We start from the raw sequence: 25,708 nt of genomic DNA, 5'->3' as shown, positions 1-25,708 counted from the left end.
GCCGGATACAGGGAGACTTGTAAGTCCGGTTCGGAGGCGAGTACTCGGAAACCTACCATAGAAATATGACAAGGCGCTGGGTGCTTAGCCTACGCGTACACCACCGAGGAAACGGAGAAGGTGGAGGTGTACCGTCTGGCGGAGCAGCTGGGCGGAGACATCGAAGCCGCCATCCGGCAGCTTGCCGAAAGGCGGAGAAACAAGAAATAAGTAATCAATAATCGGTAAAACAGATTTATCAACGAAAAAAAGAAAAGCGTATGAGCATATCAAGAATGAAGATGCTGCAAGTCAGCAAGTGTCTGATCGGACTGGCGGTCATGGTGCTGCAATCCTGCGACGTGGCGGAGAACCGCCGCGACCTGCTGTGCGGGAACTGGGAAAGCGTGGAGGGCAAGCCCGACGTGCTTATCTACAAGGAGGGCGAAGCCTACAAGGTGACGGTATTCAAACGGAGCGGCATCCGCCGCAAGCTGAAACCGGAAACCTACCTCTTGCAGGAGGAGAACGGCAACCTGTTCATGAACACCGGCTTCCGCATCGACGTGGCGTATAACGAAGCCTCCGACGTGCTGACCTTCTCACCCAACGGGGACTACGTGCGTGTGAAGCAGCAGCCGGAAACTCCGGCAGAAAAATAAGAACCGCTAAAATCCAAAGAAACATGAGAACAAGAATAACATTCGCCATCTGCCTGTGCCTGCTTTTCGCGGGCAGGGCTTCCGCCCAATGGGTCGTGAGCGATCCGGGCAATCTGGCGCAGGGCATCATCAACGCCTCGAAGAACATCATCCACACCTCGAAGACCGCCGCCAACATGGTGAACAACTTTCAGGAAACGGTGAAAATCTACGAGCAGGGCAAGAAGTATTACGACGCCCTCAAATCGGTGAACAATCTGGTCAAGGACGCCCGCAAGGTGCAGCAGACCATCCTGATGGTAGGCGACATCACGGACATCTACGTGACCAGCTTCCAGAAGATGCTGCGCGACGACAACTTCACGGTGGAGGAACTCGGAGCCATCGCCTTTGGGTACACGAAGCTGCTGGAAGAATCCAACGACGTGCTGACGGAGCTGAAGAACGTGGTGAACATCACCACGCTCTCCATGACGGACAAGGAGCGCATGGACGTGGTGGAACGCTGCCACTCCAAGATGAAGCGTTACCGCAACCTCGTGAGCTACTACACCAACAAGAACATCAGCGTGAGCTACCTGCGTGCGAAGAAGAAAAACGACCTCGACCGCATCATGGGGCTGTACGGGAGCATGAACGAAAGATACTGGTAGCCTATGGAGTTCGACAACCTTCACCAGATTCTCCGCTCGCTCTACGAGCAGATGATGCCGCTGTGCGCTGACATGGCGGGCGTGGCGAAAGGCATCGCCGGGCTGGGCGCGCTCTTCTATGTCGCCTACCGGGTATGGCAGTCGTTGGCGAGAGCCGAACCGATAGACGTCTTCCCGATGCTCCGCCCATTTGCCATCGGTCTGTGCATCATGTTCTTCCCTACGGTGGTGCTTGGCACGATAAACAGCGTCCTCTCGCCCGTCGTGCAGGGCACGGCGAAACTGCTCGAAACGCAGACGCTGGACATGAACAAGTACCGGGAGCAGAAGGACAGGCTGGAATACGAGGCGATGGTGCGCAATCCCGAAACCGCCTACCTCGTGTCCAACGAGGAGTTTGACAAGCAACTGGAGGAATTGGGCTGGTCGCCCTCCGACATGGTGACGATGGCGGGGATGTATATCGACCGGGGGATGTACAAGATGAAGAAGGGCATCCGCGACTTCTTCCGCGAGATACTGGAACTGATGTTCCAAGCCGCCGCCCTCGTGATAGACACCATCCGCACATTCTTCCTCGTGGTGCTGGCGATACTCGGTCCGATAGCCTTCGCCATATCGGTGTGGGACGGCTTCCAAAGCACGCTCACGCAGTGGATATGCCGCTACATACAGGTCTATCTGTGGCTGCCCGTGTCGGACATATTCAGCACCATACTCGCCAAGATTCAGGTGTTGATGCTCCAGAGCGACATCGAGCGCATGCAGACCGACCCCAACTTCTCGCTGGATTCCAGCGACGGGGTGTATATCGTGTTCATGATAATCGGCATCATCGGCTACTTCACCATTCCGACGGTGGCGGGCTGGATCATCCAAGCCGGGGGCATGGGCGGCTACGGGCGCAACGTGAACCAGATGGCGGGACGCGCCGGAAGCATGGCGGGCAGCGTGGCGGGTGCAGCCGCAGGCAACATGGTCGGACGTGCCGGGAAACTGCTGAAATAATCAATGTGCAATTATAAACGGAAAAGTAAAATGGAATTCAAATCACTTAAAAACATCGAATCATCGTTCCGGCAGATACGCCTGTTCGGTATCGTCTTCCTCTCGCTGTGCGCCGTGATAACGGTATGGAGCGTGTGGAGTTCCTACCGCTTCGCGGAGCGGCAGCGTGAGAAGATCTATGTGCTGGACAACGGCAAGTCGCTGATGCTGGCACTCTCGCAGGACCTCTCGCAGAACCGTCCGGCGGAAGCGAGGGAGCATGTGCGCCGCTTCCACGAGCTGTTCTTCACGCTCTCGCCCGAAAAGAGCGCGATAGAACACAACGTGAAGCGTGCGTTGCTGCTGGCGGACAAGAGCGTGTACAACTACTATTCGGACTTCGCCGAGAAGGGGTACTACAACCGCATCATCGCCGGTAACATCAACCAAGTGCTGAAGGTGGACAGCGTGGTGTGCGACTTCAACGGCTATCCCTACCGTGCCGTGACCTACGCCACGCAGAAGATCATCCGGCAGAGCAACGTCACCGAGCGCAGCCTCGTGACCACCTGCCGCCTCTTGAACTCGTCCCGTTCGGACGACAACCCCAACGGTTTCACCATCGAGGGATTCACCATCATCGAGAACAAGGATTTACAAACCATCAAAAGGTAACAGGCATGAAAGGAATCGGAAAATCACTATGGAGTACCTATTGGAAACTCCACGATAAAAAGAAAATGCTGATAGCAAGGCTCAAGGGCTATCTGGACGGCTTGCCGCCGAAGATACGCAGGCGCATCGTGCTGGCAATGCTCGCCGCATTCGCCGCACTTGCCCTCTACACCTTCGGCAAAGCCGTGTATGACATCGGCAGGAATGACGGCAGCCGGATGGAGATAGACCATGCCGGACAGGTGGAACTGTCCGTGAAGCCGGATAACAATCACAATGTAATACCTTATTTATATGGAACAGACGAAGAATGAACCAAAAAACGAGAACAAGGCGGCTCCCGGTAACGGCAAGCCGAAAAAGGAGCGCAAGCCGCTGACCGAAGCCCAACGGCTGAAACGCCAGAAAATGATAGTGCTTCCCGCTATGGTGCTGGTATTCATCGGGGCGATGTGGCTGATATTCGCCCCGTCCTCCGGCAAGGAGCAGGAGCCGGGAACAGGCGGCTACAATATCGAGATGCCCGATGCGGACAAGGAGAACCGCCGGATTATCGGTGACAAGGCGAAAGCCTACGAGCAGGGGGCAATGGAGGAACGGCAGGAGAACCGCAGCCGCGCCATGCAGCAGTTGGGCGACCTGTTCGACCGCGAAACGGCGGCAGCGGATAGGGACAGCGATTTCGACCTTGCCAATCCCGGCGGAACGGAAGAGGCGGAGAAACCCGCACCGAAGACCATCCAGTCCTCGGCAGCCGCCTACCGCGACCTCAATGCCACGCTCGGCAACTTCTACGAGCAGCCGAAAAACGACAATGCGGAGATGGACGAACTGCTGGAACGCATCGCCACGCTCGAATCCGAACTGGAAAGCGGAAAAGAGAGAAGCTCCACGATGGACGAGCAGGTGGCACTCATGGAAAAATCCTACGAGCTGGCGGCGAAGTACATGGGAAATCAGAACGGCACGCGGGCGGCAGCGGGACAGACCGCAGAGCCGTCCCCCGTGCAGAAAGCCGGAAAGAACACGGCAAAACCCGTAAGGCAGGTGACGCATCAGGTGGTGTCCTCGCTCGGACAGCCCATGAGTAATGCCGAGTTTGTCGCTTCCTTCTCGCAGGAACGCAACCGCAGTTTCAACACGGCGGTGGGTGTCACGACCGTATCGGACAGGAACACCATACCGGCATGTGTCTATGGGGCGCAGAGCGTGACGGACGGGCAGGCGGTCAGGTTACGGCTGTTGGAGCCGATGGCGGTAGCTGATAGGATCATCCCCCGTAATGCGGTGGTGGTCGGCGCAGCCAAGATTCAGGGTGAACGGCTTGCCATCGAAATCACCTCGCTGGAACACGACGGCACGGTTATCCCGGTGGAGTTGGAGGTCTATGACACGGATGGGCAGCCCGGCATATTCATACCCAACTCGATGGAGATGAACGCTGTCCGGGAGGTTGCCGCCAACATGGGCGGCTCGCTGGGGAGCAGCATCAACATCTCCACCAATGCCGGGGCGCAGCTTGCCTCCGACTTGGGAAAAGGACTGATACAAGGCACGAGCCAGTACATTGCCAAGAAGATGCGTACCGTCAAAGTGCATCTGAAAGCCGGGTACAGGGTCATGCTCTATCAGGAAGTGAATTAAGGAAACAATCAAATTTTTATTTACCACTAAAAATCCAAAGTAATGAGAAAAGTAATCATGATGTTTGCCCTCGCTATGGGCATCGCAACTGCCAACGCGCAGGAAAACGTAACCGTTGAAACGCCCAACAGAAGTGACCAACTGACCTTGACAAAGGAGGTCTATCCGCAGAAAGAAGCGGACGGAGACCTGTATCACGGTCTGACGAGAAAGCTGGGCTTTGACCGCATGGTCCCCCCGCACGGCTTGGAAGTGACCTACGACAAGACCGTGCATGTCATCTTCCCGGCGGAAGTGCGCTATGTCGATTTAGGCTCGCCCGATCTGATTGCGGGCAAAGCCGACGGTGCGGAGAACGTCATCCGCGTGAAGGCAACCGTGAGGAACTTCCCGAACGAAACCAACATGTCCGTAATCACGGAGGACGGGAGTTTCTACACCTTCAACGTGAAGTACGCCGCCGAACCGCTGCTGCTCAACGTGGAGATGTGCGACTTCATCCATGACGGCGAGGCGGTGAACCGTCCGAACAACGCGCAGGAAATCTACCTGAAAGAGCTGGGCAGTGAAAGTCCCATGCTGGTGCGCCTTATCATGAAGTCCATCCACAAGCAGAACAAGCGTGAGGTGAAGCATATCGGCTGCAAGCGTTTCGGCATCCAGTACCTTCTGAAAGGCATCTACACGCACAACGGGCTTCTGTATTTCCACACGGAAATCAGGAACCAGAGCAACGTGCCTTTCGATGTGGACTACATCACGTGGAAAATCGTGGACAAGAAGGTGGCGAAGCGTACCGCCGTGCAGGAGCGTATCATCCTGCCGCTTCGCGCGCAGAACTACGCCACGCTCGTGCCGGGCAAAAAAAGCGAACGCACGGTCTTCACGATGGCGAAGTTCACCATACCCGACGGCAAGTGCCTCGTTGTGGAACTGAACGAGAAGAACGGCGGTCGTCACCAGTCCTTCGTGATCGAGAACGAGGATTTGGTGCGCGCCAATACCATCAACGAACTTCAAGTGCGCTGACCATGAGAAAGTACATCGCAATAATCATCGCGTCGCTTGCCCTGTTCACGGGGCAGGCGCACGCCCAGCGATGCCTGCCGAAGATGCAGGGCATCGAGGTAAGGGCGAATCTGGCGGACGGATTCAAACCCGGCGGCAACGACGGCGGGTACAGTTTAGGGGCTGCTCTCTCCACTTACACGAAGAAGGGGAACAAATGGGTATTCGGAGGTGAGTATCTCCTGAAAAAGAGCCCCTACAAGGACACTTCCATACCTGTGGCGCAGTTCACGGCGGAGGGCGGCTACTATTTCAAGATACTTTCCGATGCCCGCAAAATCGTGTTCGTCTATGCGGGGGCTTCGGCTCTCGCCGGGTATGAATCGGTGAATTGGGGCGAAAAGGTGCTGTATGACGGCTCCACGCTGCATGACCGGGACGCCTTCATCTACGGCGGTGCGCTGACGCTCGATGTGGAGTTTTACGTGGCTGACCGTATCGCCCTGCTCGCCAACCTCCGGGAGCGTTGCCTGTGGGGTGGCGACACGAAGAAGTTCCACTGCCAATGGGGGCTGGGCATCAAGTTCGTCATCAACTGACACACGCCGCATGGAAGGGACCAATATAGACGCCATGAGGCAAATATCCCTCGCGGACTTTCTCGCACGGTTGGGACATGAGCCTGTACGGAGGAGCGGAAACGAGCTGTGGTATCGTGCGCCGTACCGCAGTGAACGCACCCCCTCTTTCCGTGTGAACGTGGCGAAACAGCTCTGGTACGACTTCGGTTTGGGCAAGGGCGGTGACATCTTCACGCTTGCCGGGGAGTTTGCCCGAAGCGGTGACTTCATGGCGCAGGCAAGATTCATAGCGGAAACCGCCCGTATGCCGTTTGTCGCATCGGAAAAGCCGTTGTACCTGCCGGAACCGTCCGAACCTGCCTTTGAGGGGGTGGAAGCCGTCCCACTGCTCCGCTCACCATTAACAGAGTATCTGGCGGAACGGGGCATCCCTTATGCCGTTGCATACCGCCACTGTTGCCGCCTGAACTATGGCGTGCGTGGAAAGCGGTATTTCACAATCGGTTTCCCGAACGTGGCGGGCGGCTATGAAATCAGGAGCAAACTATTCAAAGGTTGCATACCACCGAAAGATGTGTCACTGATAAAACCGGAAGATACCGCCTCTGACGTATGCAGCGTGTTCGAGGGCTTCATGGACTTTTTGTCCGCTGACACACTCGGCATAGGCGGCAATGGCGACAGCCTTGTGCTGAACTCCGTCGCCAACGTGGGTAAGGCGGTGAAACACTTAGACGGGTATGGACGCATCGACTGCTTCCTCGACCGTGACGAAGCCGGGCGGAGGACGCTGGAAGCCCTCAAAGGACACTACGGCGGACGTGTCTGTGACCGTTCCGCACTCTATGACGGTTGCAAGGACTTGAACGAGTATCTGCAACTGACAGCAAAAAAAGAAATGAACAATAACTTAAAAATCAAAGGACAATGAACATACTGAACAACAAGAACAAGAGAATATCCATCTTCAAGGCGTTGGCACTCTGCCTGTTCGCCGCCGTGTCGCTCACGCTCGCATCGTGCGATGACGACATGGACATCCAGCAATCCTATCCCTTCACGGTGGAAACCATGCCCGTGCCGAACAAGGTCACGAAGGGGCAGACGGTGGAAATCCGCTGTGAGCTGAAAAGGACGGGCGAATTTGCCAACACGCTCTACACCATCCGGTATTTCCAGTTCGAGGGGGAAGGCACGCTGAAGATGGCGGGCGGCATTACCTTCCTGCCCAACGACCGCTACCTGCTTGAAAACGATAAGTTCAGGCTGTACTACACGGCAGATGGCGACGAGGCGCACAACTTCATCGTGGTGGTGGAGGACAATTTCAAAAATTCCTACGAATTGGAATTTGACTTCAACAACCGGAACGTGAAGGACGACATTCAGACCGTCATCCCCATAGGCAATTACAAACCTCTGCCAAGATGATGCGTGTATTCATGGCTATCCTCTGTTCGCTGCTGGCGGTCTGCTCCGTGTCCGCACGGGACAGCCGTCAGAAGGGGACGGACGGGCAGGCGGCAATCTACCGCCTGCCGCCTTTCGAGTGGGCAGTTCGGTGTACGAAGTATTTTGAAGGCTGGCACTCGGAAAAACATCACCCGTATGTGGGGTATGGACACCGGTTGCAGCCGGGGGAAAGGTATTCGGCACGCACCATGACGAAGCGACAGGCGGACGCGCTTCTGCGGAAAGACTTGCGGAAGTTCTGCGCCATGTTCCGCCAGTTCGGGCGTGACAGTCTGCTCCTTGCCACGCTCGCCTACAATGTCGGTCCATACCGGCTTTTGGGGAGCGGGAAGATACCCAAAAGCAAACTGATCCGAAAGCTGGAGGCTGGCGACAGGAACATTTACCGGGAATATATCGCTTTCTGCAACTACAAGGGTAAACGGCACGCCATGCTGCTCAAACGGAGAAAGGCGGAGTTTGCGCTGCTGTACATTCCGTAACATGGCAAATGCCTGACAAATGAAAATCCGATGAAGCCGCAACTTCATCGGATTTTCCGCTTTTCATACATTCGGGATTTTTCCTTTGCCGATTACTTCACCGTTCCTGCAATGCTCTATGATGCCGGGCAAAAATCCCATCTCCCCGATTGCGATATGCCGGATATACTCCGCATATTCCTGACCTTGAAAATTCCTCCCCGTGAGGTTTTTGAAAATCATCCTTATGCTTGTTCCGTCATCACTGTACAGGATGATTTTTCCGTTCTGTCTGATTTCTTCCATGATTAAAACTTGTTTTTGTGAATACTATCGTAGATTGGGACAGCGGTTTCTTTGCTACTTTCTTTGTCCGCCATCATGCTCACCGAAAGAAAGTAGGGCGGCTTTCGCCGCCGCCACTCAAAAACGGGTGTAGAGTCCCGTTACCATCGTGAACATTTCTTCCAGCATATCGCAGTATATGCCCTCGTGCGTTGCTATATCCTTTGTCTTGCACTCGAATGTCTTTTTACTGAACGTCCTGCGGTAGAAACGCATATTGTAAAGGTCTAAGCCGGCATCGTAGATGATGTCAAGGCGGTTTGCGCTCGTCTTGTTCCTCGCAAGGCTCATGCGTAAGCCGTTGCCCATGTCTATAAAGTCCTTGCTTCCCGTCATGGCGGCAAAGCGTCTGCCGCCTATTTGCTGTAAAATCGTCTTTGCTATCATGCTTTTCTTGGTTTTAGGTTGGCGGTGCGGATACCGCCAACTTGTTTAACATTCTGTTATCTCGGCAATGGGTGTGTTTCGTTTCAGCCATTCCATCAGGCACTCCATATTGTACTCGCTTGTGATGACTGCCGTATGGCTGTCAATGGCGGTAAACCTGCAGCTCTCGTAGTCGTCTATCCACCCTTTTAGGGTATCAACTCCCCACGCTTCGGCATCGTCAAAGATACCGTCCAATACTTTGATAGGCTCGCTGAACTTCACTATCAGCGTTTGGTAGGCTGCGTTCATCGTCTGTCCTCCTTTTCTTCCTTTGCCGTGAGCCACTTGTCCCGTGCGGCTCGGCACTCGTCCAATGTGGGTTTGACACAAGAGAACAACTCTCCGTTTGTGGGATGGCGGTAGTCGTACTGCACAAGTGTCCGCTTGCGTCTGCCGATACCTAATTGGAAACGCTCGTATTTCTCCGTACCTGCTTCAGTGCAGGTGCTTATTCCGTTGATGGTCATTCGTGTTGCCATAATCGTTGATTTTAGAGTGGTTAAAAATGTACTGACAAAACTCTGTTGCGCATCACCATTTCGGGGTCGCTTGTATAGCGTTGGTGCAGGTAGAAATGGTGGGAGCCGAAGCCGTAAAGGAAGAACCTGTCAAGTTCGTGCTTCTCGGCAAAGTCCTTTACACTCCGTCTTAACTGCCCCTCACTCGTTGCAAGAGTGAGGAGGTTCACAAATTCAATGAACATCGTGGGGATTTTATCGTCCCACAGACAAACCATGCTTTCAATTCTTACTTCCATACTATTGGGTATTATAGGTTGATACTATGCCGCTTCCATCCGCTGGCGGATAAGGTTCACGTTGCTGTTCACAAGGTTTACAATGCGGTCGTGGTACTCGGTATTGGAATTGTGCAAGCCACGACTTTGCACCACTTCCAATGTCTTCAAGGAAACCTCCACCGTTTCTATGCGCTTGCCGTCAATGGTTGCGGATAGGATAAGGGAGTTCTTTTCAAGGAAATAGGAGTTGGAAAACACGCAATGGTGCAGTTCCGTCCCTTCCGCTGCAAACTCCGCAACGCTCTCCAACACACGCACCTGCAAAGTGCCGTCCGTGAAGGCTATGCCGAAAAATATGCCTTTGAGTTTGCGGTATGCCTTCTCGTGTTTCTTCGCTTGGCGGATGCGTTCCTCCAATTTCTTGCGCTCTATCTCCTTGTTGCGCTTGTGCATAAGTCTGTCATGTTCGGCTTTGAGGTCGGAGGGGCAGACGTACTTCGGGCTGTTCGTGTCCTTGCCGAAAAGCCGCAGGAGGTCTATGGTGTCACGCCACATGGAGCCGTCAGCAATGGTGTAGCCGTTGCGGATACATATCTTCACGGATGCCCAATACCTCTCTATGTCAAAGGAACTGCGGATATAGTGGCGCAACATGGGATATTGCCCTGCTTTCAACAGCGTTTCGGATCGGCTGTCGGAAAGGATAGCCGTGAAAAGGTCGTAAGGCAGTATGTTGTGGTATTCGCCATTGAAGCCGTTGCGTTTCAGTTCGGGAATGAAACGCTGTCGGGGATAAGTGCAGACGGGGTTTATATCGTATGCACGGAGTTTGTTGTTCTTGCGTACCTCCATGTCGCTGTATTCCGCCCATAGGTCGTAGTAAAGTATGGACATTCCTCGCAGTCGGGCGACAGTGACGGTTGTGCCTTTGGGCGAAATCCACCTTTGCACCACTTCATAAATGGAATACTCGGCTGCCTGCCCTGCCTTGTATCGGGATTTGACGAAGAAGAAGCGTATCACTTGGTACTGCTTGCAGGTGGTGATGATGCAGAAATACTCGTTCTCGTTGAAAACCCTCTTTCGGGTGCGCAACGCTTCCAACTCCATGCCGCAATCCGGGCATGTGCATCCGCAAACGGTGTCCGCAAGGTCGTGTTCACTTTTCCACGAATGTCCGCACTCGGTGCAGATGTTCGTGCCGTCCGCCCTCTTGATGGCGTAATGCTTGAAGCAATGGCGGAAAGCGTATGCCCTCTGTGTGGCGGTCAATTTCGGCAGTCGCTCGCTCAATCGTGCGACTTCCTGCTGTATGGGTGTTCTCGGTTTCATAATCAGAAATTGAATAGGTTGGGTTGTTGTACTTCTTGTGCGGTCGCTTTGGTGGCGGTTCTCGGCTTGCTGCGGTTCTGCAACTTGCGGAGTTCCTCCTCTTGGTATCTGCGGAGTGCGTTCTGCCGTGCTTCCGCCTTTTCCTCTGCCGTGAGTTCCACCACGTGGTTCACCGCCACTTGGCATTGGATTGGCTTGCCCACCTCTATCTCGTTCTCGTCATAGTAGTGGACTGCTTGCCCGAATATCTCCCCGTCCGTGAAGCCGTTGCAACCGCTCCGCTGCACATAGTTGAGAATGTAGGTGACGCAATCGTCTATGTTCTTGGCAGGGTTGCGGTAGTTCTTGGCAAAGAGCGTATCTTCCGCCGCACGTTGCTCCAAGTACATCTGTATCGTTCTCTTGAAATGTTCTGTTCCTTTCATATCGCTGTCGTTTTTATCAGTTATACATTTTTCCGTTTCCCAAAAACTCGTAGTCGTTGGCTGCGCAACTCTCCTCAAAACTCTCTTCGCTGCACTGGTATTCCATATCGTCACGGCACGACTTGAAGAAGCTGTCAAGGCACTTGTCCATGAGGTCGTACAGAGTGGTTCGGGTGTCGGGGGCTTTCAGAAAGTCGTAGATGGGTCGCAGGATGTCCTCGTCTGCGCAATAGCCTGTCAGTACGCAACAGTTATCCGTGAATATCCGGCTTCTACGTTGCTTATTGAAATTTCCTTTGAGGTAATAGGTTTTCGGCTTGAATAGGATGTGCCAATAGTTATTGACGATGTATTTCAGAAGCCGTATGCCGCAGAGTTCCTCCTCTTTTCCGCTGTAACGTGAGGTGAAACGGTAGGAATAACGGCACGTGTCGTAACTCCAATCGTTCACTTTGACTTTGAACACACTTTCAAATGCTTCCAGCGTGTTGCGGTTGTCACTGTCCCAACCGTATTCAAAAGTGCGTAGCCATTCATTGTATGCGGTATCTCTCGCTGCTGCGGAGAGTTCGGCTAATTGGAATAGGTCGTATGTCCTTGTTATCGTTCTCATATCGCTGTCATTTTAGATGGTCTGTTTCAGTATCTCTCTCCAATAGGTCGGCTGCACTTCGCTCAAAAGGAAGTCTGTAAAGTCCCTCCGTGCGTCCTTGTTCAGTTCTCGGTAGAGTTCACGGAACACGGATATGTTGCCGTTGATGTACGTTTCCACCATGTACACGAAGATGTTGTCCACCTCGTAGTATCTGCATTGCTGCGCTGCCGTTTTGCTGCTTCTCTTTGCCATGTCGGTAAGGGTTAAAGGGTGAATAACCAAAGGATGAAACCGAAGAAGGCGGTTGCGGAAAGGATAGCCACGATTACGCCTATCGCCACTCGGAACACTCCGTTTACAATCTCTCTAATGATGCCCCAAAGGATGCCGAACACCACGAAGGCGGTGCGCACAATCAAGCCGCATATCGCAAGCCCTATGTACTGCGCCATTTGTCTGAAATTTGCCGTTGCCGTCATATTTTCGCTGTTTTTGATTTTTTGTTTTTTTAATGCGGATTCAAGAGTTGAGGGAGTTGAGTTTCAAACTATCTTATCTGCCTCTCGTTTATCCGACATTTTTTTTATGCGTCTTTCTGTCGCATCGGTCGTTTTCGTTTCGGGTGCTTGAAAAGGTAGGGATTAGGGGATGCAAGGTTTTTCGGGAAAAATACTACCCATAGGGCTGGAGATTTTTTCCGAAAACAGGAGGCTTGACCTTGCATTCCCGTCCAATCCCGGAATTACCTTTGCGCCCAGAACGGAAATGACAACCTGATGCGCTCCCTGAAAGATGCGAAAATGGAGGTAAACGGAAGTGGAGGCAGATTGGACAGGAAAACTTCGAAAGAGAAATCCGTGAAAAAGGGAAAACGCCAAAAGGAAAAGGGACACTGCCGGAGGCGTGAAACCGGGCAAACCACCGGCAAGGAAGTATGATTTTATATGTTTGGCCGAGCGTGTCCGGTCTGACGGATAAAATCATTCTTCCCGGTTTGCCTGCCGTGTGTGACGGCTTGTTCCATTCATGGATCGGGCGGTCAGACACGGCTTTCCGCTTACGGCTCAAAGGAACAGCAAAAAAGAAAAATCGTCAGAAACCCGTAAAAGCACCTCTTTGGCATAAGCACAAAAGAAATGGGCCTTGCATCATCAGTCTAAACTGTTGTTTAGGCGTGATGCAAAGCCCTTTTCTCCGCTTATGCGGCAGTCGGCATACGTTCGTTCAAAATCCTTTTGTACGATGGTGTGCCGACGGATAAAATCGCTTTTACGGAAAAACTTGTATGAGAAGAAAAAAATTAGGGAGATTCATTTCAAAATCTCCCGTTTTATTGTTACTTTTGCATACGAAGAGTTCTTTGAAGGTTACGCAACGCGCAGAAGGATGATGCAGTAGATAACTAACTAAATCGTAACCTATTACTATCATGAGCAATTAACCTACGCTCAGCTCCAATAAATTACACTCTTTTCGTAACTTCGGTTTACTAATTTACATATATCACACAAAGCGAGTGGGTATTATCAGTATCGTAAAGACTGCTAATAGCAGTAATTGTATTTATTTGAATGATAACTAATTAATAAGAAAAATTATGAAGAATGTATTGAAAATCTGGTTAGTCGACAACACTGTAACCGTCGACAACAAAGACGATAAGATCGGTCAGCTCGAATCGTCCGGTAATCTTTCGTTGCAGGATATACTCGATGAGATGCACAAGGAAGACACCGGGCTCCGTCCCGAAACCATCGAGCACGTCGTGAAGCTCTACAACCGTGTTGTGAGCGATCTCATCCTTAGCGGATATAGTGTCAACACCGGTCTTTACCACGCCGTAGCGCAACTCCGCGGTGTTATCGATGGCGGAAAATGGAATCCCGAGAAGAATTCCGTCTACGTCTCCTTCACCCAAGACAAAGAACTGCGTGAAACTATCGCCCAAACCTCTATCAGTATTTTGGGCGAACGCCAAAGCGTGATGTACGTTGCCGGATTCTCACCTGCCACCGCCACTGCAGGCCGTCCGTTCACGGTCAATGGCCGTATGTTGAAAATTGCAGGTACGGATTCTTCCGTCGGCATCACTATCACCGACAGCAAAGAACAAACCACACCTGTCGACCTCAATATGTTGGCCGTCAACAACCCGTCACAACTCACATTCATTGTTCCTGCCGGTCTGGCCGATGGCGAATATACCCTCACCGTCACTACACAGTATGCAGGAAGCACGCTCCTGAAGACACCCCGAACCGCTATCGCTACTTTCTACGTCGGCACGAAACCCGATGCAGGAGGCGGCTCCGGTTCCGGTGGTAGCGAAGGCGGCGGAGGAGAGGCGCCCGATCCTGCGGCATAAATGTTCTCTTGGCCTGGCGGAGCAATGTCCCGCCAGGTTTATGCAGAGAGGCTGCATAGCTCTATACACGCATCATGTATAGAGTTGTGCAGCCTTCGTGTATAGGGCTATACATGATAAATGCATAACTTTGATCTTTTTCTCTGTTTTGCCCTCTTTTTCATCAAAGACTTATGTATATAGCCATAATTGAGCTTGGTATTTATTTATCTTTTTCGCATTATCTTTTTTATGGTACTAATTTATTAGTACTTTTGTCTTTACCGAAAGAAAAGATCAACGATTATGGCAAGAATAACGATTCCATACGCAGTGGCCGACTTCGCAGAAATGCGTGAACGTGGCTTTTATTATGTTGATAAGACAAATTACATTCCGGGGCTTGAAGACTATAATGCTCCCATCTTTCTCCGTCCCCGTCGTTTCGGGAAAAGTCTGCTCATCTCCATGTTGGCCCACTACTACGACCGTACGAAAGCGAATCGTTTTGAAGAACTTTTTGGCGGCACCTGGATTGGCGAACATCCTACGGAAGAACATAATCAATATTTGGTGATTCGTTATGACTTCTCGGCTATGGTGATGGCGGATGATATGGAAGGGGTGGTACAGAACTTCAATGACCTGAATTGTGGACCCGTGGAAGTTACGGTAGAACATAACCGAGACCTGTTTGGTGATTTTCAGTTTACAACTCGAGGAAATGCTGTGCAGATGTTGGAGGAACTTTTGGGTTATATCAGCTCACATGGATTGCCTAAAGCATATATATTGATTGACGAATACGATAACTTCACCAATCAACTGCTTACTTCCTATAATGACTCACTTTATGAGGAAGTAACCACTAGTGATAGTTTTCTTCTCACCTTTTTTAAAGTTATCAAAGCGGGTATCGGCGAAGGCACGATTCGCACTTGTTTCTGCACAGGCGTATTGCCTGTCATCATGGACGACCTGACCAGCGGGTACAACATTGCGGAAATCCTCACATTCAAACCCGTTTTTTTGAATATGCTCGGCTTCACCTATGAAGAAACGAAAACATACTTGCGCTATGTACTTGATAAATATGCTCCCGGTGCAAGCGAAGAACGCTTCGAGGAAATCTGGCAGCTTATTGTGAACAACTACGACGGTTATCGTTTTAGCCCTGTCGGTGAACGTCTTTTTAACTCCACTATCTTAACTTATTTTTTTAAGAAATTTGCCGCTAATGCCGGAAGTATTCCCTCCGAACTGATCGATGAGAACCTGCGTACGGACATCAACTGGATTCGCCGCCTGACTCTTTCGCAGAACAACGCCAAAGAGATGCTCGATGCCCTGGTGATAGGCGGTGAATTGTCATACAACGTCAGAGATCTGTCCGGCAAATTCAACAAGAAGAAATTTTTTGAGAAAGAATTCTATCCCGTCAGCCTGTTCTACTTAGGTATGACTACCCTGAAGAGTGCATACCGCATGGTGCTCCCCAACATGACCATGCTCAGCATCTACATGGATTATTACAACCAACTGAACAAGATCGAAGGTAACGCCAGTCGTTACGTCCCGGTTTATGAACTTTATGATTCCAATCGTAGTTTTGAACCCCTTGTGCAGAACTATTTCGAGCAATATCTGGGACAATTCCCCGCACAGGTTTTCGATAAGATCAACGAGAACTTTATCCGTTGTTCTTTCTACGAGCTTGTCTCCCGCTATTTGAGCCATTGTTACACTTTTGCCATCGAACAAAATAACTCCGTCGGTCGTTCGGATTTTGAAATGATCGGCATCCCCGGCACGGATTATTACACGGACGATCGCGTGGTGGAATTTAAATACTATCGTTCCAAAGATGCCGACCGTATGCTTGCGCTCACCGAACCGCTGGCAGAACACGTAGAACAAGTGAAGGGCTATGCCGAAGATACGAAAAAGAAGTTTCCCAATTACAATGTCCGTTCGTACGTGGTATATATCTGTGCCAATAAAGGATGGAAGTGTTGGGAGGTATAATCACTTTTTCCCGGCTTCATGCCGTCTGTGAGAAATATTCGTGTAACTTTGTAGGCTGATAGTATAAAAACAAGAAGGAAAAGAATGATAGTTTGCATAGCTGAAAAGCCGTCTGTTGCACGTGATATAGCCGAAGTACTCGGCGCTCATACCAGAAAAGAAGGATATATAGAAGGAAACGGATACCAGGTGACCTGGACGTTCGGACATCTTTGCACCCTGAAGGAGCCGCATGAATATACTCCTAATTGGAAGTCGTGGAGCTTAGGTAGCTTACCGATGATCCCTCCGCGTTTCGGTATCAAACTGATTGGGCATGATCCGGGCATTGAGAAACAATTTCATATCATAGAGCAATTGATGCAAAATGCAGATGAGATTATCAACTGCGGTGATGCCGGACAGGAAGGAGAATTGATTCAGCGTTGGGTGATGCAGAAAGCAGGCGCCCGTTGTCCGGTGAAGCGTTTGTGGATTTCGTCTTTGACGGAAGAGGCTATTCGTGACGGATTTGCAAAGCTAAAGGATCAGGCAGATTTTCAGTCACTGTATGAAGCGGGACTTTCGCGGGCTATCGGAGACTGGTTGCTTGGTATGAATGCCACTCGTCTTTATACAATAAAATACGGTCAGAATAAACAGGTACTTTCTATCGGTCGGGTGCAAACACCTACCTTAGCGTTGATTGTTAACCGACAGTTGGAGATAGCCAACTTCCAGCCTAAGCAGTATTGGGAATTGAAAACGAACTACCGGGATACAACCTTTTCGGCTTTAATCCGCAAAAGTGATGAAGAAATCGCTGCGGAAGAAGAGAAAAACGGTGGGAAAAAGAAAATAATAGAGAATCCCGGTATTGATCCTATCGCTAACAGGGAAGAGGGCGAGGCGTTGGTAGAACGTATCAAAGACCTTCCGTTCGTAGTCACCAGTGTTAGTAAGAAAGACGGACGGGAGTTTGCTCCGCGTCTGTTCGACCTGACTTCGCTTCAGGTGGAATGTAACAAAAAATTCGCTTATTCTGCTGATGAGACATTAAAACTTATCCAGTCCCTTTACGAAAAGAAAGTAGCCACCTATCCGCGTGTCGATACAACTTTCCTGAGTGACGATATTTATCCGAAGTGCCCTGGTATTCTGAAAGGACTCCGTGATTATGAAGTACTGACAGCTCCGTTGAACGGTTCCACATTGCCGAAATCGAAGAAAGTATTTGATAATTCAAAGGTAACAGATCACCATGCCATTATCCCTACCGGAGTGTACGCTCAAAACCTGACGGATATGGAGCGTCGTGTCTACGATCTGATTGCCCGTCGTTTTATTGCCGTGTTCTATCCGGATTGTAAGATTTCTACTACTACTGTGATGGGAGAGGTGGATAAAATAGAATTCAAAGTAAGTGGGAAGCAGATTCTCGAACCCGGATGGCGTGTTGTCTTTGCAAAAGATGTAAAAGATACGGCCGAAGAAAAAGAGGAAGAAGACGAAAATGTACTTCCTGCTTTTGTGAAAGGGGAAAGCGGTCCTCATGTTCCCGATTTGAATGAAAAATGGACGCAGCCGCCCAGACCTTACACGGAGGCAACTCTGCTTCGTGCAATGGAAACTGCCGGAAAGTTGGTTGATAACGACGAACTCCGTGACGCATTAAAAGAAAACGGTATCGGCCGCCCGTCTACCCGTGCCGCTATCATCGAAACGTTGTTCAAACGGAATTATATCCGTAAGGAAAGGAAGAACCTGATTGCTACCCCGACAGGAGTGGAACTGGTGCAGCTTATTCATGAAGAGCTTTTAAAATCTGCCGAACTGACGGGTATCTGGGAAAAGAAACTCCGCGAAATAGAGAAGAAAACGTATGATGCACGCCAGTTTCTTGAAGAACTGAAGCAGATGGTTTCGGAAATCGTAATGAGTGTGTTGTCGGATAATACTAACCGCCGTATTACCATTCAGGATGCGGCAGCCGCCCAAGCCGGAGAAAAAGTGAAGAAAGAACCGAAGAAGCGTGAACGGAAACCGGGTGCTCCGAAAGAAAAGAAGCCGAAGGCTACGCCTGCGGCTACTGTTAATGCTGATTCTCTTGTCGGACAACCTTGTCCGCTTTGCGGCAAAGGAACAATCATAAAAGGCAAGACAGCCTACGGATGTTCGGAGTGGAAAAACGGATGTACTTACCGGAAGGCATTATGAAACTCAATCACCGCTTCTATTCCCTTACGGAAAATATCCAGTGAGAAATTTTCATTCGGCGAATGGATGGCGTCCGATTCGAGTCCGAATCCCATTAATACGGTCTTGACTCCTAATACTTGTTCGAAAGTGGATATGATAGGAATACTGCCGCCGCGGCGTACAGCCAACGGCTTTTTCCCGAAAGCAATCTCAAAGCCTTTCTCCGCCGCTTGATAGGCGGGAAGGGAGATGGGGCAGACATAACCCTGTCCTCCATGCATCGGAGTGACTTTCACCTGTACCGTGTCAGGAGCAATACTAAGAATATAATCCGCAAACATTTGAGAAATCTTATGGTGGTCCTGATGTGGAACCAACCGGCAGGAGACTTTGGCGTAAGCTTTTGAGGGAAGCACGGTTTTGGAACCTTCTCCTGTATACCCGCCCCATATACCGCATACGTCAAAAGACGGCCGGCAACTGTTACGTTCCAATGTACTGTATCCTTTTTCTCCGAATACTTCCTTCACACCGATCGCTTCTTTGTATTTCTTTTCATCAAAAGGAATACGGGCAATCATCTCCCGTTCGGCTTGTGGAACTTCTTCTACATCGTCATAGAATCCGGGAATGGTGATTCTTCCATCCGCATCGGTTATTTTACTGATAATCTTGCATAACACATTAATCGGATTGGCTACCGCACCTCCGAAATGTCCGGAATGTAAATCACGGTTTGGTCCCGTAACTTCTATTTCCCAATAAGCCAGGCCACGCAGACCTGTGGTTAACGAAGGGAGTTCCGCTCCTAGCATGCTAGTGTCCGAAACAAGAATTACATCGGATTTCAACAACTCTTTGTGCTCTTCGCAAAAAGCCTCCAAACTGGGAGAACCGATTTCCTCTTCTCCTTCAAAGATAAACTTCACGTTATTTTTCAGCAGTCCGTTCTTGAGGAGATATTGGAAGGCTTTCACCTGAATAAATGATTGTCCTTTGTCATCATCCGCACCACGTGCCCAAATGTGACCGTCACGTATTTCCGGCTCGAACGGTTGGCTTTTCCAAAGCTCCAACGGCTCGGCAGGCATCACGTCATAATGGGCGTAGACTAAAATAGTTTTTGCGCTCGGGTCTACTATCTTTTGGGCAAAGACAATCGGATTGCCTTTGGAGGGCATTACCAATGCTTCGTCCGCTCCGGCTTCCAATAATAGCTGTGCCCAGCGTTCGGCGCACGCCAGCATATCATCATGGTGTTCGGGCAGTGCACTGATACTTGGAATGCGGATGAGACTGAACAAATCCTCCATCATTCGGGACTCGTTCTCTGCTATATATTTCTGAATTTCGTTCATAAATTGAATTAAACATTAAAGCTGCGTGGTTTTATCCAGCAGGTAATAGTCAAGTATAGTCATCGCAGCCATTGCCTCTACAATGGGAACGGCGCGTGGCAGTACACAGGCGTCATGACGGCCGCGAGCTTTCAGCGTGGTGTCCACTCCGTCGATATTAACAGTCTCCTGCTCCATCAACAGCGTAGCGATCGGTTTGAATACCACACGGAAATAAATGTCCTGTCCGTTACTCAATCCTCCCTGAATACCTCCTGAATGGTTGGTATGCGTTTCAATCCGTCCGTTGTTGTTATAGAAAACGTCGTTCTGTTCCGACCCCTTCATCTTCAGTCCCTTGAATCCTTCACCGTACTCAAATGCTTTGGCGGCGTTGATACTTAACATCGCATTTCCCAAAGCCGCATGGAGCTTACCGAAAACGGGTTGTCCCAAACCGATGGGGCAGCCTTTGATGACACAAGTCAGCGTACCGCCGATAGTATCGCCTTCTCCTTTTACCTTATATATAAGGTCTGCCATTTCTTTTGCCTTTTCCGGGTCCGGGCAGCGTACATCATTTGTCTCGATCAAGTCGAGATCATAGTCCGAGTAAGTGCCTTCCAGTTTGATAGCTCCTACCTGTGAGGTGTAAGCAGTGATACTGATACCTAACTGGCGGAGTGCCAGCTTGGCCAAAGCACCGGCTACGACGCGTGATACCGTTTCGCGTGCAGACGAACGTCCGCCGCCACGATGATCGCGGATACCATACTTCACTGTGTAAGTATAGTCGGCGTGTGAAGGGCGATATACATTTTTCAGATTGTTGTAGTCATTAGAATGTTGGTTTTCGTTCCAAACGATAAAACCGATGGGGCAACCGGTTGACTTACCCTCAAAAATACCGGAAAGAAACTCTACTTTATCAGCTTCTTTGCGTGCGGTGGTAAGGATGGATTGTCCCGGACGGCGCCGGTTCAGTTCCTGTTGTACGAATTCTTCGTCGATAGTGATTCCGGCGGGAAATCCGTCAATTACTCCTCCAATTCCTTTTCCATGAGACTCACCAAAACTTGTGAGCCGAAAGATGTTGCCAAATGAATTAAACATAGTCGTGGCTTTTAAAATTACTGTATGCAAATATAACAAAGTTTTCGATAAGATTGTTGTGAACTCAAAATATCTTCAAAAAAGGTGGCATATTGAACCTTTTTTCTTCTTTTCAGTTGATAAATGATGATTAATAATAACTAAACCAATGACTGTATGAAAAAGAATCCATGAACGGGAAGATAATGACGTTCGGGGATATTGTAATAGACAAGTGCACCGTAAAGAAGGGAGAGGGGATTTCGACCTTTACAGGACAACAGCAACTTACATTTGCTGGAGAGGCGGCTGTCTTGGGAGCTTGCGATGTAACTGTGGTGAGTTATATTTTAGAATGCATACCCGAAGCCGATATTCAGATATATAGGGTACATCGAGAAAGTGATCGTATGGAAGTCATTCTTGAAGATATTGTTGAGTCCCCAGGTAAGGTCGGCGTATATGTTGAGATGTTTGAACGCTCTCCATCCGGCTCCTGCCTGAAGTCCCCACTGAAAACGTCTCAGATCGTCGGAGAAGTCATAAGTTGCAATTTTATCATCGGTAAATTCTACTTTAGGTCCTGTTGGATCGTCCTCACGCAGATATCCTTCGTATACGTGTCCTGAAAATTCCCTTGAAAGTATATAGGAAAAATAAGGGCCTGCTTTCACATTCCAACGGCTACTCAACTTATAAGTAGCCATCAATGGGATGGTTAATCCGGCGGTATGTACTTTGGTCTTTACCCCTCCTGTCCATACTCCGCTGATCCTTTCACCTCCTTGTCCCAGAATTTCCATACTGTAATTCTTTACAGTAGCTTCGGTGGTCATAGCCTTGTTTTCAAGCCGTAGCCCTACGATGACACCCAGTTTGTTCTGAACCGCTACCCATTTGGTCACTTCACCCCCGATTGTAATGGCGAGAGTCGGATTGTAACCGTCAATAGACCGGATTTCCGCCGGTAAGGGAAGCGGAGCTGTGCCGCCGATACTGATTCCTGCTTTCACTTCGTATTCCAATCCGCGAAGGGCGGAACGGATAAGCGTTTCATTTCTATCCACTTGTGCATAACCGGGCAGGGCAACACTTAAACAAATAAGCAGACCGAATGTATAAAGGTATTTTTTCATCGCTGTAATTATTATAAAATCATTTAGGTTTTAGTTTTCTGTATGATAGACCAGTTCGACTTCATCAATCAGCAAGGTACTTCCGATGGCTCCATTGAAATAAGCGCCTTCCAGACTGGAGGTAAAGACGATTGCTACGTTGTATTTTCCATCCCTTAGCTTTTCTTTGTCGATGAACTTGCCGGGGCGGGTAATAAACGGAAGTTTGAAGTAAGTCCATTCATCTGTTTCTTTGGCATTGTCGATGCGTGCTATTGAAACCAGATTCGGACTGGTGAACGCATTACTTCCGTCAAGAGTAGGAACAGACTCGCTCGTTTCGTACATGATGGCGTATATATCGCAGATGTCACGTTTTCCGTCAACGGGTTTTCCTTCTTCGGTGAACTTGTCTCCCGCCTTGTATTTATAATAACCGGCCAGATAGGTCGGCACATAACGGAAAGGCAGACCGAATTTGGTAGCTTGCAGCGGATAGCTCATGGCATTGTTCACATCAAAAGAGCCGATAAATAAGTTTCCTGCGGCAATGGGCATACCCATTAACTGCCCGAAGAAACCGGTACTTCGCGTTACTAATGAAAGACATTTTCCTTCTTTACCATCCGCTATTTGGAAAGTGGGGTAGTCGTCGGCTGTTTTAGGAACGCCGGTCATGGCATAACCCGCATTTCCGCTGGCCCATTCCATAATCACTTTGTCTTCTTGCCGTTCTACGAATATATAGTATTTTTTCCCACCGAGAGTGTCCTCGAAGTTGTAGTTAGTTGCAAGTTCCGTATCAATAACCGAAACTGTATATGTTTTTTCCCATACTCCGTCGGCTGCTGTGACAGTGTATTTTTGCGGTAGATTAAAATCGTGTACCGTTCCGCTCAAAGGGCTGATGGTAGCTCCCGGAGTCAGGGTGAATTCCGGAGCAAGGGCCGAAACGTCTGTTTCCGGTCCCACAAAAAGAGTTACCGAATTATTATTAATGATAGGACTTGTAGTCATTACTGCTTTCGGCAGTGTGCAACTAAGTATATCTGCTTCTGCGTTAAGAGCTTCGTCACGGATGCAAGAAGAGATGATAATACTTACCAGGAAATATAAAATCACGTGTTTTGCTTTCATTTTTCTCTTTTTTCTTACTGTTAAAGTTTAGTTCTCAGAAGCGTTTATAACAAAATGAAATTTTATTTGTTCAGTAAGAGATGTATGATAAAAAAGATTTTCTTATTTTTGTGTGTACTTAAAACTTATGAGTTTATGACTGAGTCAGAAAGAAGGCAAATTATAGAACTGATTAAGAGAGAGGTAATTCCGGCTATCGGATGTACAGAACCTATTGCTGTGGCGCTTTGTGTAGCGAAAGCTGCCGAAACATTGGGGATGCGTCCGGAGAAGATAGAAGTACTGCTCAGTGCCAACATTTTAAAAAATGCAATGGGGGTAGGAATACCGGGTACAGGAATGGTAGGACTTCCCATTGCCGTTGCTTTAGGAGCATTGATAGGCAAATCAGAGTACCAGCTGGAAGTATTGAAAGACTGTACACCGGAAGCTGTAGAGTGCGGAAAGCAGTTTATTGCGGAAAGACGGATTTGTATTTCCTTGAAAGATAATATCACGGAAAAGCTCTATATCGAAGTGATTTGCAGGTCCGGAGATAGAACGGCGAAAGCTGTAATTGCCGGTGGTCATACCACCTTTATATATATAGCCGATGGAGGCAACGTATTACTAGACAGGCAGCATACAACCGATGAAGAAGAGGAAGCGACCGCTCCCGAACTGAACCTGCGTAAGGTTTATGATTTTGCCTTGACAGCTCCTTTGGATGAAATTCGTTTTATTCTTGATACGGCACGTTTGAACAAGGCGGCTGCCGAACAAGCCTTTAAAGGCAGTTACGGACACTCTTTGGGAAGAATGCTTCGGGGAAGTTATGAACACAAAGTGATGGGTGACAGTGTATTCTCTCACATCCTCTCTTATACTTCTGCCGCTTGTGACGCTCGAATGGCAGGGGCTATGATTCCGGTCATGAGTAATTCCGGCAGTGGTAATCAAGGAATATCGGCCACGCTTCCTGTGGTGGTCTTTGCCGAAGAGAATAATAAGAATGAAGAAGAACTGATCCGTGCCTTGATGTTGAGTCATCTTACGGTTATTTATATCAAACAAAGTTTGGGACGTCTTTCCGCCCTCTGCGGTTGTGTGGTAGCTGCCACAGGTTCTAGTTGCGGAATCACTTGGCTGATGGGAGGAAACTATGATCAGGTTGCCTTTGCCGTTCAAAACATGATTGCCAACCTGACGGGCATGATTTGTGACGGTGCAAAACCGAGTTGTGCCCTAAAAGTGACTACCGGAGTCTCAACAGCTGTACTGTCTGCTATGATGGCAATGGAAGACCGTTGTGTAACTTCTGTGGAAGGTATTATTGATGAAGATGTAGATCAAAGTATCCGTAATCTGACAAGAATCGGCTCACAAGCTATGAACGAAACGGATAAAATGGTACTCGATATCATGACACACAAAGGATGCTAGAAAATGAGGAGTTAGAAAATGAAAAATGAGGAATGAAGAATGAGGAATGAAGAATTAGCTGCGCAATGGTTGATAGCAATTCTTCATTCCTCATTTTTAACTCTTCATTAATTTAGTGGCAACAGCCGCCACCGCATTCGTGGTCATCGCAGCCACCATCACCGCAACTGTCGCATCCGCAACCGCAGCCTTCGCCACTCATCATTTTCACCAGTTCCTGAATTTCTTCGTTAGTAGCAGGACGGCTTTCAATCACTTCGCCTTCAAAGATGAGATCGGCGCCTGCCAACGGATGGTTGAGGTCAACGACTACTACATCCGGTTTGATTTCTACTACGCTGGCATTTACGCGTTGACCGTCACCGGTCATCAAAGGTACGATATTACCCTCTTTGATATGGTCGCTGTCGAACTTGCCGTCAACCTCAAAGATATTTTTCGGGAGATCAATCACGTGTTGTTCGTCATATTGACCGTATGCCTTGTCTGCCGGAATGGTGAAGTCAAATTTGTCACCTTTAGAAAGAGAAGTTATCTGGTTCTCGAAGTCCTCGAGTGTTGTTCCTAATCCTGAAATGAACTGAAAGGGATGTTCTGCTTTTGCTTCTTCGAACAATTCCTTTTCACCATCTTCCATTGTATATAATTTGTATGCAACGGTAATGTACTTGTTTTCTACTGTTTCCATCTGATTCTTTTTATTTCTAAATTAATAAATCCCGCAAATGCGGGCTGACAAAGATACGAATTATTTATTTCTGCCGTGATATAGGGAAGGTATATTTCAAAATATTAAATGCTTTTGTTAGAAAGGGACAATAGGATTCCACTTATATAATAGTTGTAAATTTAATCTTTAAGTGATAAAATAGAGAAATAACACCTCTCTTTTCTTACAATTATTCGTTTTTATGTGATTTTTTTCTTCGATTTGTTTGGATATAATAAAAAAGCCCTTACCTTTGCAGCACAAAAATAAAGAAAAGAAGATATGAATAACTTACACACATCTATTAACCTGGCAGTCTTGCATATTATTCGCGTCGTGGTGGTCCCATCAAGAGCGTGAG

32 protein-coding genes are annotated in these 25,708 nt (G+C 49.2%); 17 read left to right on the top strand and 15 right to left on the bottom strand.

Annotation, left to right across the window (positions count from 1 at the left end; genetic code table 11):
- The first annotated feature begins 260 nt into the window (after positions 1-260).
- The 11 genes from H8S63_RS09780 to H8S63_RS09730 are packed head-to-tail and all read left to right on the top strand — an operon-like array spanning position 261 to position 8,144.
- Complete coding sequence (locus H8S63_RS09780; RefSeq protein ID WP_008645992.1) at positions 261-641, top strand: DUF3876 domain-containing protein; 381 nt, start codon at positions 261-263, stop codon at positions 639-641.
- A gap of 23 nt (positions 642-664) precedes the next feature.
- The gene (locus H8S63_RS09775; RefSeq protein ID WP_008645990.1) at positions 665-1,294 is read left to right on the top strand and encodes a DUF4141 domain-containing protein; all 630 of its coding nucleotides are present in this window, start codon (positions 665-667) and stop codon (positions 1,292-1,294) included.
- Between the two features lie 3 nt (positions 1,295-1,297).
- Positions 1,298-2,302 carry a conjugative transposon protein TraJ gene (traJ, locus tag H8S63_RS09770; protein ID WP_008645989.1) on the top strand — a complete coding sequence of 335 codons (1,005 nt, stop codon included), beginning with the start codon at positions 1,298-1,300 and terminating at the stop codon, positions 2,300-2,302.
- Between the two features lie 30 nt (positions 2,303-2,332).
- Positions 2,333-2,956 carry a conjugative transposon protein TraK gene (gene traK / locus H8S63_RS09765; RefSeq protein ID WP_004308925.1) on the top strand — a complete coding sequence of 208 codons (624 nt, stop codon included), beginning with the start codon at positions 2,333-2,335 and terminating at the stop codon, positions 2,954-2,956.
- Between the two features lie 5 nt (positions 2,957-2,961).
- A complete protein-coding gene (locus H8S63_RS09760; RefSeq protein WP_008645986.1) occupies positions 2,962-3,270 on the top strand; it encodes a TraL conjugative transposon family protein in 309 nt (102 codons plus the stop codon).
- Positions 3,251-4,600: a conjugative transposon protein TraM gene (gene traM / locus H8S63_RS09755; RefSeq protein ID WP_008645984.1), complete on the top strand. Its 1,350-nt coding sequence runs from the start codon at positions 3,251-3,253 to the stop codon at positions 4,598-4,600. Before H8S63_RS09760 ends, traM begins: the two co-directional genes overlap by 20 nt.
- Before the next feature lie 42 nt (positions 4,601-4,642).
- On the top strand, positions 4,643-5,629 hold the full coding sequence (gene traN / locus H8S63_RS09750) for a conjugative transposon protein TraN (protein WP_008645982.1): 987 nt from the start codon (positions 4,643-4,645) through the stop codon (positions 5,627-5,629).
- Positions 5,630-5,631: 2 nt separating this feature from the next.
- Entirely contained in the window at positions 5,632-6,207 is a 576-nt protein-coding gene (locus H8S63_RS09745; protein WP_008645981.1) for a conjugal transfer protein TraO, read from the top strand.
- Between the two features lie 10 nt (positions 6,208-6,217).
- Entirely contained in the window at positions 6,218-7,120 is a 903-nt protein-coding gene (locus H8S63_RS09740; protein WP_008645979.1) for a toprim domain-containing protein, read from the top strand.
- Complete coding sequence (locus tag H8S63_RS09735; protein ID WP_008645978.1) at positions 7,117-7,620, top strand: DUF3872 domain-containing protein; 504 nt, start codon at positions 7,117-7,119, stop codon at positions 7,618-7,620. Before H8S63_RS09740 ends, H8S63_RS09735 begins: the two co-directional genes overlap by 4 nt.
- Positions 7,617-8,144, top strand: a complete 528-nt coding sequence (locus tag H8S63_RS09730; protein ID WP_032536910.1) for a lysozyme — start codon at positions 7,617-7,619, stop codon at positions 8,142-8,144. Before H8S63_RS09735 ends, H8S63_RS09730 begins: the two co-directional genes overlap by 4 nt.
- Before the next feature lie 63 nt (positions 8,145-8,207).
- Here the strand turns inward: H8S63_RS09730 and H8S63_RS09725 are convergent, their stop codons facing one another.
- The 10 genes from H8S63_RS09725 to H8S63_RS09680 form a co-directional block, all read right to left on the bottom strand.
- The gene (locus tag H8S63_RS09725) at positions 8,208-8,429 is read right to left on the bottom strand and encodes a hypothetical protein (RefSeq protein WP_008645976.1); all 222 of its coding nucleotides are present in this window, start codon (positions 8,427-8,429) and stop codon (positions 8,208-8,210) included.
- A gap of 117 nt (positions 8,430-8,546) precedes the next feature.
- Positions 8,547-8,855, bottom strand: a complete 309-nt coding sequence (locus H8S63_RS09720) for a hypothetical protein (protein ID WP_008151539.1) — start codon at positions 8,853-8,855, stop codon at positions 8,547-8,549.
- A gap of 45 nt (positions 8,856-8,900) precedes the next feature.
- Complete coding sequence (locus H8S63_RS09715) at positions 8,901-9,146, bottom strand: hypothetical protein (RefSeq protein ID WP_008645975.1); 246 nt, start codon at positions 9,144-9,146, stop codon at positions 8,901-8,903.
- On the bottom strand, positions 9,143-9,376 hold the full coding sequence (locus H8S63_RS09710; RefSeq protein WP_008645973.1) for a DUF3873 domain-containing protein: 234 nt from the start codon (positions 9,374-9,376) through the stop codon (positions 9,143-9,145). The genes H8S63_RS09715 and H8S63_RS09710 overlap by 4 nt, the downstream gene beginning before the upstream one ends.
- Before the next feature lie 20 nt (positions 9,377-9,396).
- Complete coding sequence (locus H8S63_RS09705; protein WP_008645971.1) at positions 9,397-9,654, bottom strand: hypothetical protein; 258 nt, start codon at positions 9,652-9,654, stop codon at positions 9,397-9,399.
- 24 nt (positions 9,655-9,678) lie between these two features.
- The gene (locus H8S63_RS09700; protein WP_008645969.1) at positions 9,679-10,968 is read right to left on the bottom strand and encodes a PcfJ domain-containing protein; all 1,290 of its coding nucleotides are present in this window, start codon (positions 10,966-10,968) and stop codon (positions 9,679-9,681) included.
- 2 nt (positions 10,969-10,970) lie between these two features.
- Positions 10,971-11,393, bottom strand: coding sequence for a PcfK-like family protein (locus tag H8S63_RS09695; RefSeq protein WP_186926649.1), 423 nt, complete (start codon positions 11,391-11,393; stop codon positions 10,971-10,973).
- Between the two features lie 16 nt (positions 11,394-11,409).
- Positions 11,410-12,006, bottom strand: a complete 597-nt coding sequence (locus tag H8S63_RS09690; RefSeq protein ID WP_008645966.1) for a hypothetical protein — start codon at positions 12,004-12,006, stop codon at positions 11,410-11,412.
- Positions 12,007-12,018: 12 nt separating this feature from the next.
- Positions 12,019-12,240 carry a hypothetical protein gene (locus tag H8S63_RS09685; RefSeq protein WP_005850431.1) on the bottom strand — a complete coding sequence of 74 codons (222 nt, stop codon included), beginning with the start codon at positions 12,238-12,240 and terminating at the stop codon, positions 12,019-12,021.
- An 11-nt stretch (positions 12,241-12,251) separates the two neighbouring features.
- Positions 12,252-12,467 carry a hypothetical protein gene (locus tag H8S63_RS09680; protein ID WP_008645962.1) on the bottom strand — a complete coding sequence of 72 codons (216 nt, stop codon included), beginning with the start codon at positions 12,465-12,467 and terminating at the stop codon, positions 12,252-12,254.
- 297 nt (positions 12,468-12,764) lie between these two features.
- Here H8S63_RS09680 and H8S63_RS09675 point away from each other — a divergent pair, with 297 nt between their 5' ends.
- The 5 genes from H8S63_RS09675 (at position 12,765) to H8S63_RS09655 (ending at position 18,553) form a co-directional block, all read left to right on the top strand.
- Complete coding sequence (locus tag H8S63_RS09675) at positions 12,765-12,926, top strand: hypothetical protein (RefSeq protein ID WP_153868481.1); 162 nt, start codon at positions 12,765-12,767, stop codon at positions 12,924-12,926.
- Positions 12,923-13,249 carry a hypothetical protein gene (locus H8S63_RS20080; protein ID WP_225720073.1) on the top strand — a complete coding sequence of 109 codons (327 nt, stop codon included), beginning with the start codon at positions 12,923-12,925 and terminating at the stop codon, positions 13,247-13,249. The genes H8S63_RS09675 and H8S63_RS20080 overlap by 4 nt, the downstream gene beginning before the upstream one ends.
- A gap of 336 nt (positions 13,250-13,585) precedes the next feature.
- Positions 13,586-14,353: a DNA-binding domain-containing protein gene (locus tag H8S63_RS09665; RefSeq protein WP_004313567.1), complete on the top strand. Its 768-nt coding sequence runs from the start codon at positions 13,586-13,588 to the stop codon at positions 14,351-14,353.
- 285 nt (positions 14,354-14,638) lie between these two features.
- Positions 14,639-16,357, top strand: a complete 1,719-nt coding sequence (locus H8S63_RS09660; RefSeq protein WP_186926648.1) for an ATP-binding protein — start codon at positions 14,639-14,641, stop codon at positions 16,355-16,357.
- 84 nt (positions 16,358-16,441) lie between these two features.
- Complete coding sequence (locus tag H8S63_RS09655) at positions 16,442-18,553, top strand: DNA topoisomerase 3 (protein ID WP_186926647.1); 2,112 nt, start codon at positions 16,442-16,444, stop codon at positions 18,551-18,553.
- Here the strand turns inward: H8S63_RS09655 and H8S63_RS09650 are convergent.
- The 4 genes from H8S63_RS09650 to H8S63_RS09630 form a co-directional block, all read right to left on the bottom strand.
- Positions 18,535-19,893: a dipeptidase gene (locus tag H8S63_RS09650; RefSeq protein WP_186926646.1), complete on the bottom strand. Its 1,359-nt coding sequence runs from the start codon at positions 19,891-19,893 to the stop codon at positions 18,535-18,537. The genes H8S63_RS09655 and H8S63_RS09650 overlap by 19 nt on opposite strands.
- Positions 19,894-19,908: 15 nt before the next feature.
- Positions 19,909-20,985, bottom strand: a complete 1,077-nt coding sequence (gene aroC, locus H8S63_RS09645; protein ID WP_007751711.1) for a chorismate synthase — start codon at positions 20,983-20,985, stop codon at positions 19,909-19,911.
- Positions 20,986-21,314: 329 nt separating this feature from the next.
- Entirely contained in the window at positions 21,315-22,100 is a 786-nt protein-coding gene (locus H8S63_RS09635; RefSeq protein ID WP_007751707.1) for a porin family protein, read from the bottom strand.
- Between the two features lie 30 nt (positions 22,101-22,130).
- Complete coding sequence (locus H8S63_RS09630; RefSeq protein ID WP_186926645.1) at positions 22,131-23,216, bottom strand: PCMD domain-containing protein; 1,086 nt, start codon at positions 23,214-23,216, stop codon at positions 22,131-22,133.
- Between the two features lie 135 nt (positions 23,217-23,351).
- Here H8S63_RS09630 and H8S63_RS09625 point away from each other — a divergent pair, with 135 nt between their 5' ends.
- Positions 23,352-24,638: a serine dehydratase subunit alpha family protein gene (locus H8S63_RS09625; protein WP_022275753.1), complete on the top strand. Its 1,287-nt coding sequence runs from the start codon at positions 23,352-23,354 to the stop codon at positions 24,636-24,638.
- Positions 24,639-24,750: 112 nt separating this feature from the next.
- On the opposite strand, the gene H8S63_RS09620 is transcribed toward H8S63_RS09625, so the two are convergent.
- Complete coding sequence (locus H8S63_RS09620; RefSeq protein WP_186926644.1) at positions 24,751-25,326, bottom strand: peptidylprolyl isomerase; 576 nt, start codon at positions 25,324-25,326, stop codon at positions 24,751-24,753.
- Positions 25,327-25,708 lie beyond the last annotated feature (382 nt).

The organism is Bacteroides sp. NSJ-39 (assembly GCF_014287315.1).
In the GTDB taxonomy this organism is placed as follows: Bacteria; Bacteroidota; Bacteroidia; order Bacteroidales; family Bacteroidaceae; genus Bacteroides; species Bacteroides finegoldii.
Note: the sequence above shows the minus strand (reverse complement) of the source record. Positions and strands in the feature narration are given on the sequence as shown.

Coding starts and splice junctions, on each gene's coding strand:
- H8S63_RS09695 (WP_186926649.1), bottom strand. CDS start 11,393: ATGAAAGGAACAGAACATTTCAAGAGAACGATACAGATGTACTTGGAG.
- H8S63_RS09625 (WP_022275753.1), top strand. CDS start 23,352: ATGACTGAGTCAGAAAGAAGGCAAATTATAGAACTGATTAAGAGAGAG.
- traJ (WP_008645989.1), top strand. CDS start 1,298: ATGGAGTTCGACAACCTTCACCAGATTCTCCGCTCGCTCTACGAGCAG.
- H8S63_RS09760 (WP_008645986.1), top strand. CDS start 2,962: ATGAAAGGAATCGGAAAATCACTATGGAGTACCTATTGGAAACTCCAC.
- H8S63_RS09685 (WP_005850431.1), bottom strand. CDS start 12,240: ATGGCAAAGAGAAGCAGCAAAACGGCAGCGCAGCAATGCAGATACTAC.
- H8S63_RS09735 (WP_008645978.1), top strand. CDS start 7,117: ATGAACATACTGAACAACAAGAACAAGAGAATATCCATCTTCAAGGCG.
- H8S63_RS09740 (WP_008645979.1), top strand. CDS start 6,218: ATGGAAGGGACCAATATAGACGCCATGAGGCAAATATCCCTCGCGGAC.
- H8S63_RS09730 (WP_032536910.1), top strand. CDS start 7,617: ATGATGCGTGTATTCATGGCTATCCTCTGTTCGCTGCTGGCGGTCTGC.
- traM (WP_008645984.1), top strand. CDS start 3,251: ATGGAACAGACGAAGAATGAACCAAAAAACGAGAACAAGGCGGCTCCC.
- H8S63_RS09745 (WP_008645981.1), top strand. CDS start 5,632: ATGAGAAAGTACATCGCAATAATCATCGCGTCGCTTGCCCTGTTCACG.
- H8S63_RS09680 (WP_008645962.1), bottom strand. CDS start 12,467: ATGACGGCAACGGCAAATTTCAGACAAATGGCGCAGTACATAGGGCTT.
- H8S63_RS09660 (WP_186926648.1), top strand. CDS start 14,639: ATGGCAAGAATAACGATTCCATACGCAGTGGCCGACTTCGCAGAAATG.
- H8S63_RS09725 (WP_008645976.1), bottom strand. CDS start 8,429: ATGGAAGAAATCAGACAGAACGGAAAAATCATCCTGTACAGTGATGAC.
- H8S63_RS09780 (WP_008645992.1), top strand. CDS start 261: ATGAGCATATCAAGAATGAAGATGCTGCAAGTCAGCAAGTGTCTGATC.
- H8S63_RS09620 (WP_186926644.1), bottom strand. CDS start 25,326: ATGGAAACAGTAGAAAACAAGTACATTACCGTTGCATACAAATTATAT.
- traN (WP_008645982.1), top strand. CDS start 4,643: ATGAGAAAAGTAATCATGATGTTTGCCCTCGCTATGGGCATCGCAACT.
- H8S63_RS09710 (WP_008645973.1), bottom strand. CDS start 9,376: ATGGCAACACGAATGACCATCAACGGAATAAGCACCTGCACTGAAGCA.
- H8S63_RS09690 (WP_008645966.1), bottom strand. CDS start 12,006: ATGAGAACGATAACAAGGACATACGACCTATTCCAATTAGCCGAACTC.
- H8S63_RS09655 (WP_186926647.1), top strand. CDS start 16,442: ATGATAGTTTGCATAGCTGAAAAGCCGTCTGTTGCACGTGATATAGCC.
- H8S63_RS09630 (WP_186926645.1), bottom strand. CDS start 23,216: ATGAAAGCAAAACACGTGATTTTATATTTCCTGGTAAGTATTATCATC.
- H8S63_RS09650 (WP_186926646.1), bottom strand. CDS start 19,893: ATGAACGAAATTCAGAAATATATAGCAGAGAACGAGTCCCGAATGATG.
- H8S63_RS09720 (WP_008151539.1), bottom strand. CDS start 8,855: ATGATAGCAAAGACGATTTTACAGCAAATAGGCGGCAGACGCTTTGCC.
- H8S63_RS09715 (WP_008645975.1), bottom strand. CDS start 9,146: ATGAACGCAGCCTACCAAACGCTGATAGTGAAGTTCAGCGAGCCTATC.
- aroC (WP_007751711.1), bottom strand. CDS start 20,985: ATGTTTAATTCATTTGGCAACATCTTTCGGCTCACAAGTTTTGGTGAG.
- traK (WP_004308925.1), top strand. CDS start 2,333: ATGGAATTCAAATCACTTAAAAACATCGAATCATCGTTCCGGCAGATA.
- H8S63_RS09775 (WP_008645990.1), top strand. CDS start 665: ATGAGAACAAGAATAACATTCGCCATCTGCCTGTGCCTGCTTTTCGCG.
- H8S63_RS09675 (WP_153868481.1), top strand. CDS start 12,765: ATGCGCTCCCTGAAAGATGCGAAAATGGAGGTAAACGGAAGTGGAGGC.
- H8S63_RS09665 (WP_004313567.1), top strand. CDS start 13,586: ATGAAGAATGTATTGAAAATCTGGTTAGTCGACAACACTGTAACCGTC.
- H8S63_RS09635 (WP_007751707.1), bottom strand. CDS start 22,100: ATGAAAAAATACCTTTATACATTCGGTCTGCTTATTTGTTTAAGTGTT.
- H8S63_RS09700 (WP_008645969.1), bottom strand. CDS start 10,968: ATGAAACCGAGAACACCCATACAGCAGGAAGTCGCACGATTGAGCGAG.
- H8S63_RS20080 (WP_225720073.1), top strand. CDS start 12,923: ATGATTTTATATGTTTGGCCGAGCGTGTCCGGTCTGACGGATAAAATC.
- H8S63_RS09705 (WP_008645971.1), bottom strand. CDS start 9,654: ATGGAAGTAAGAATTGAAAGCATGGTTTGTCTGTGGGACGATAAAATC.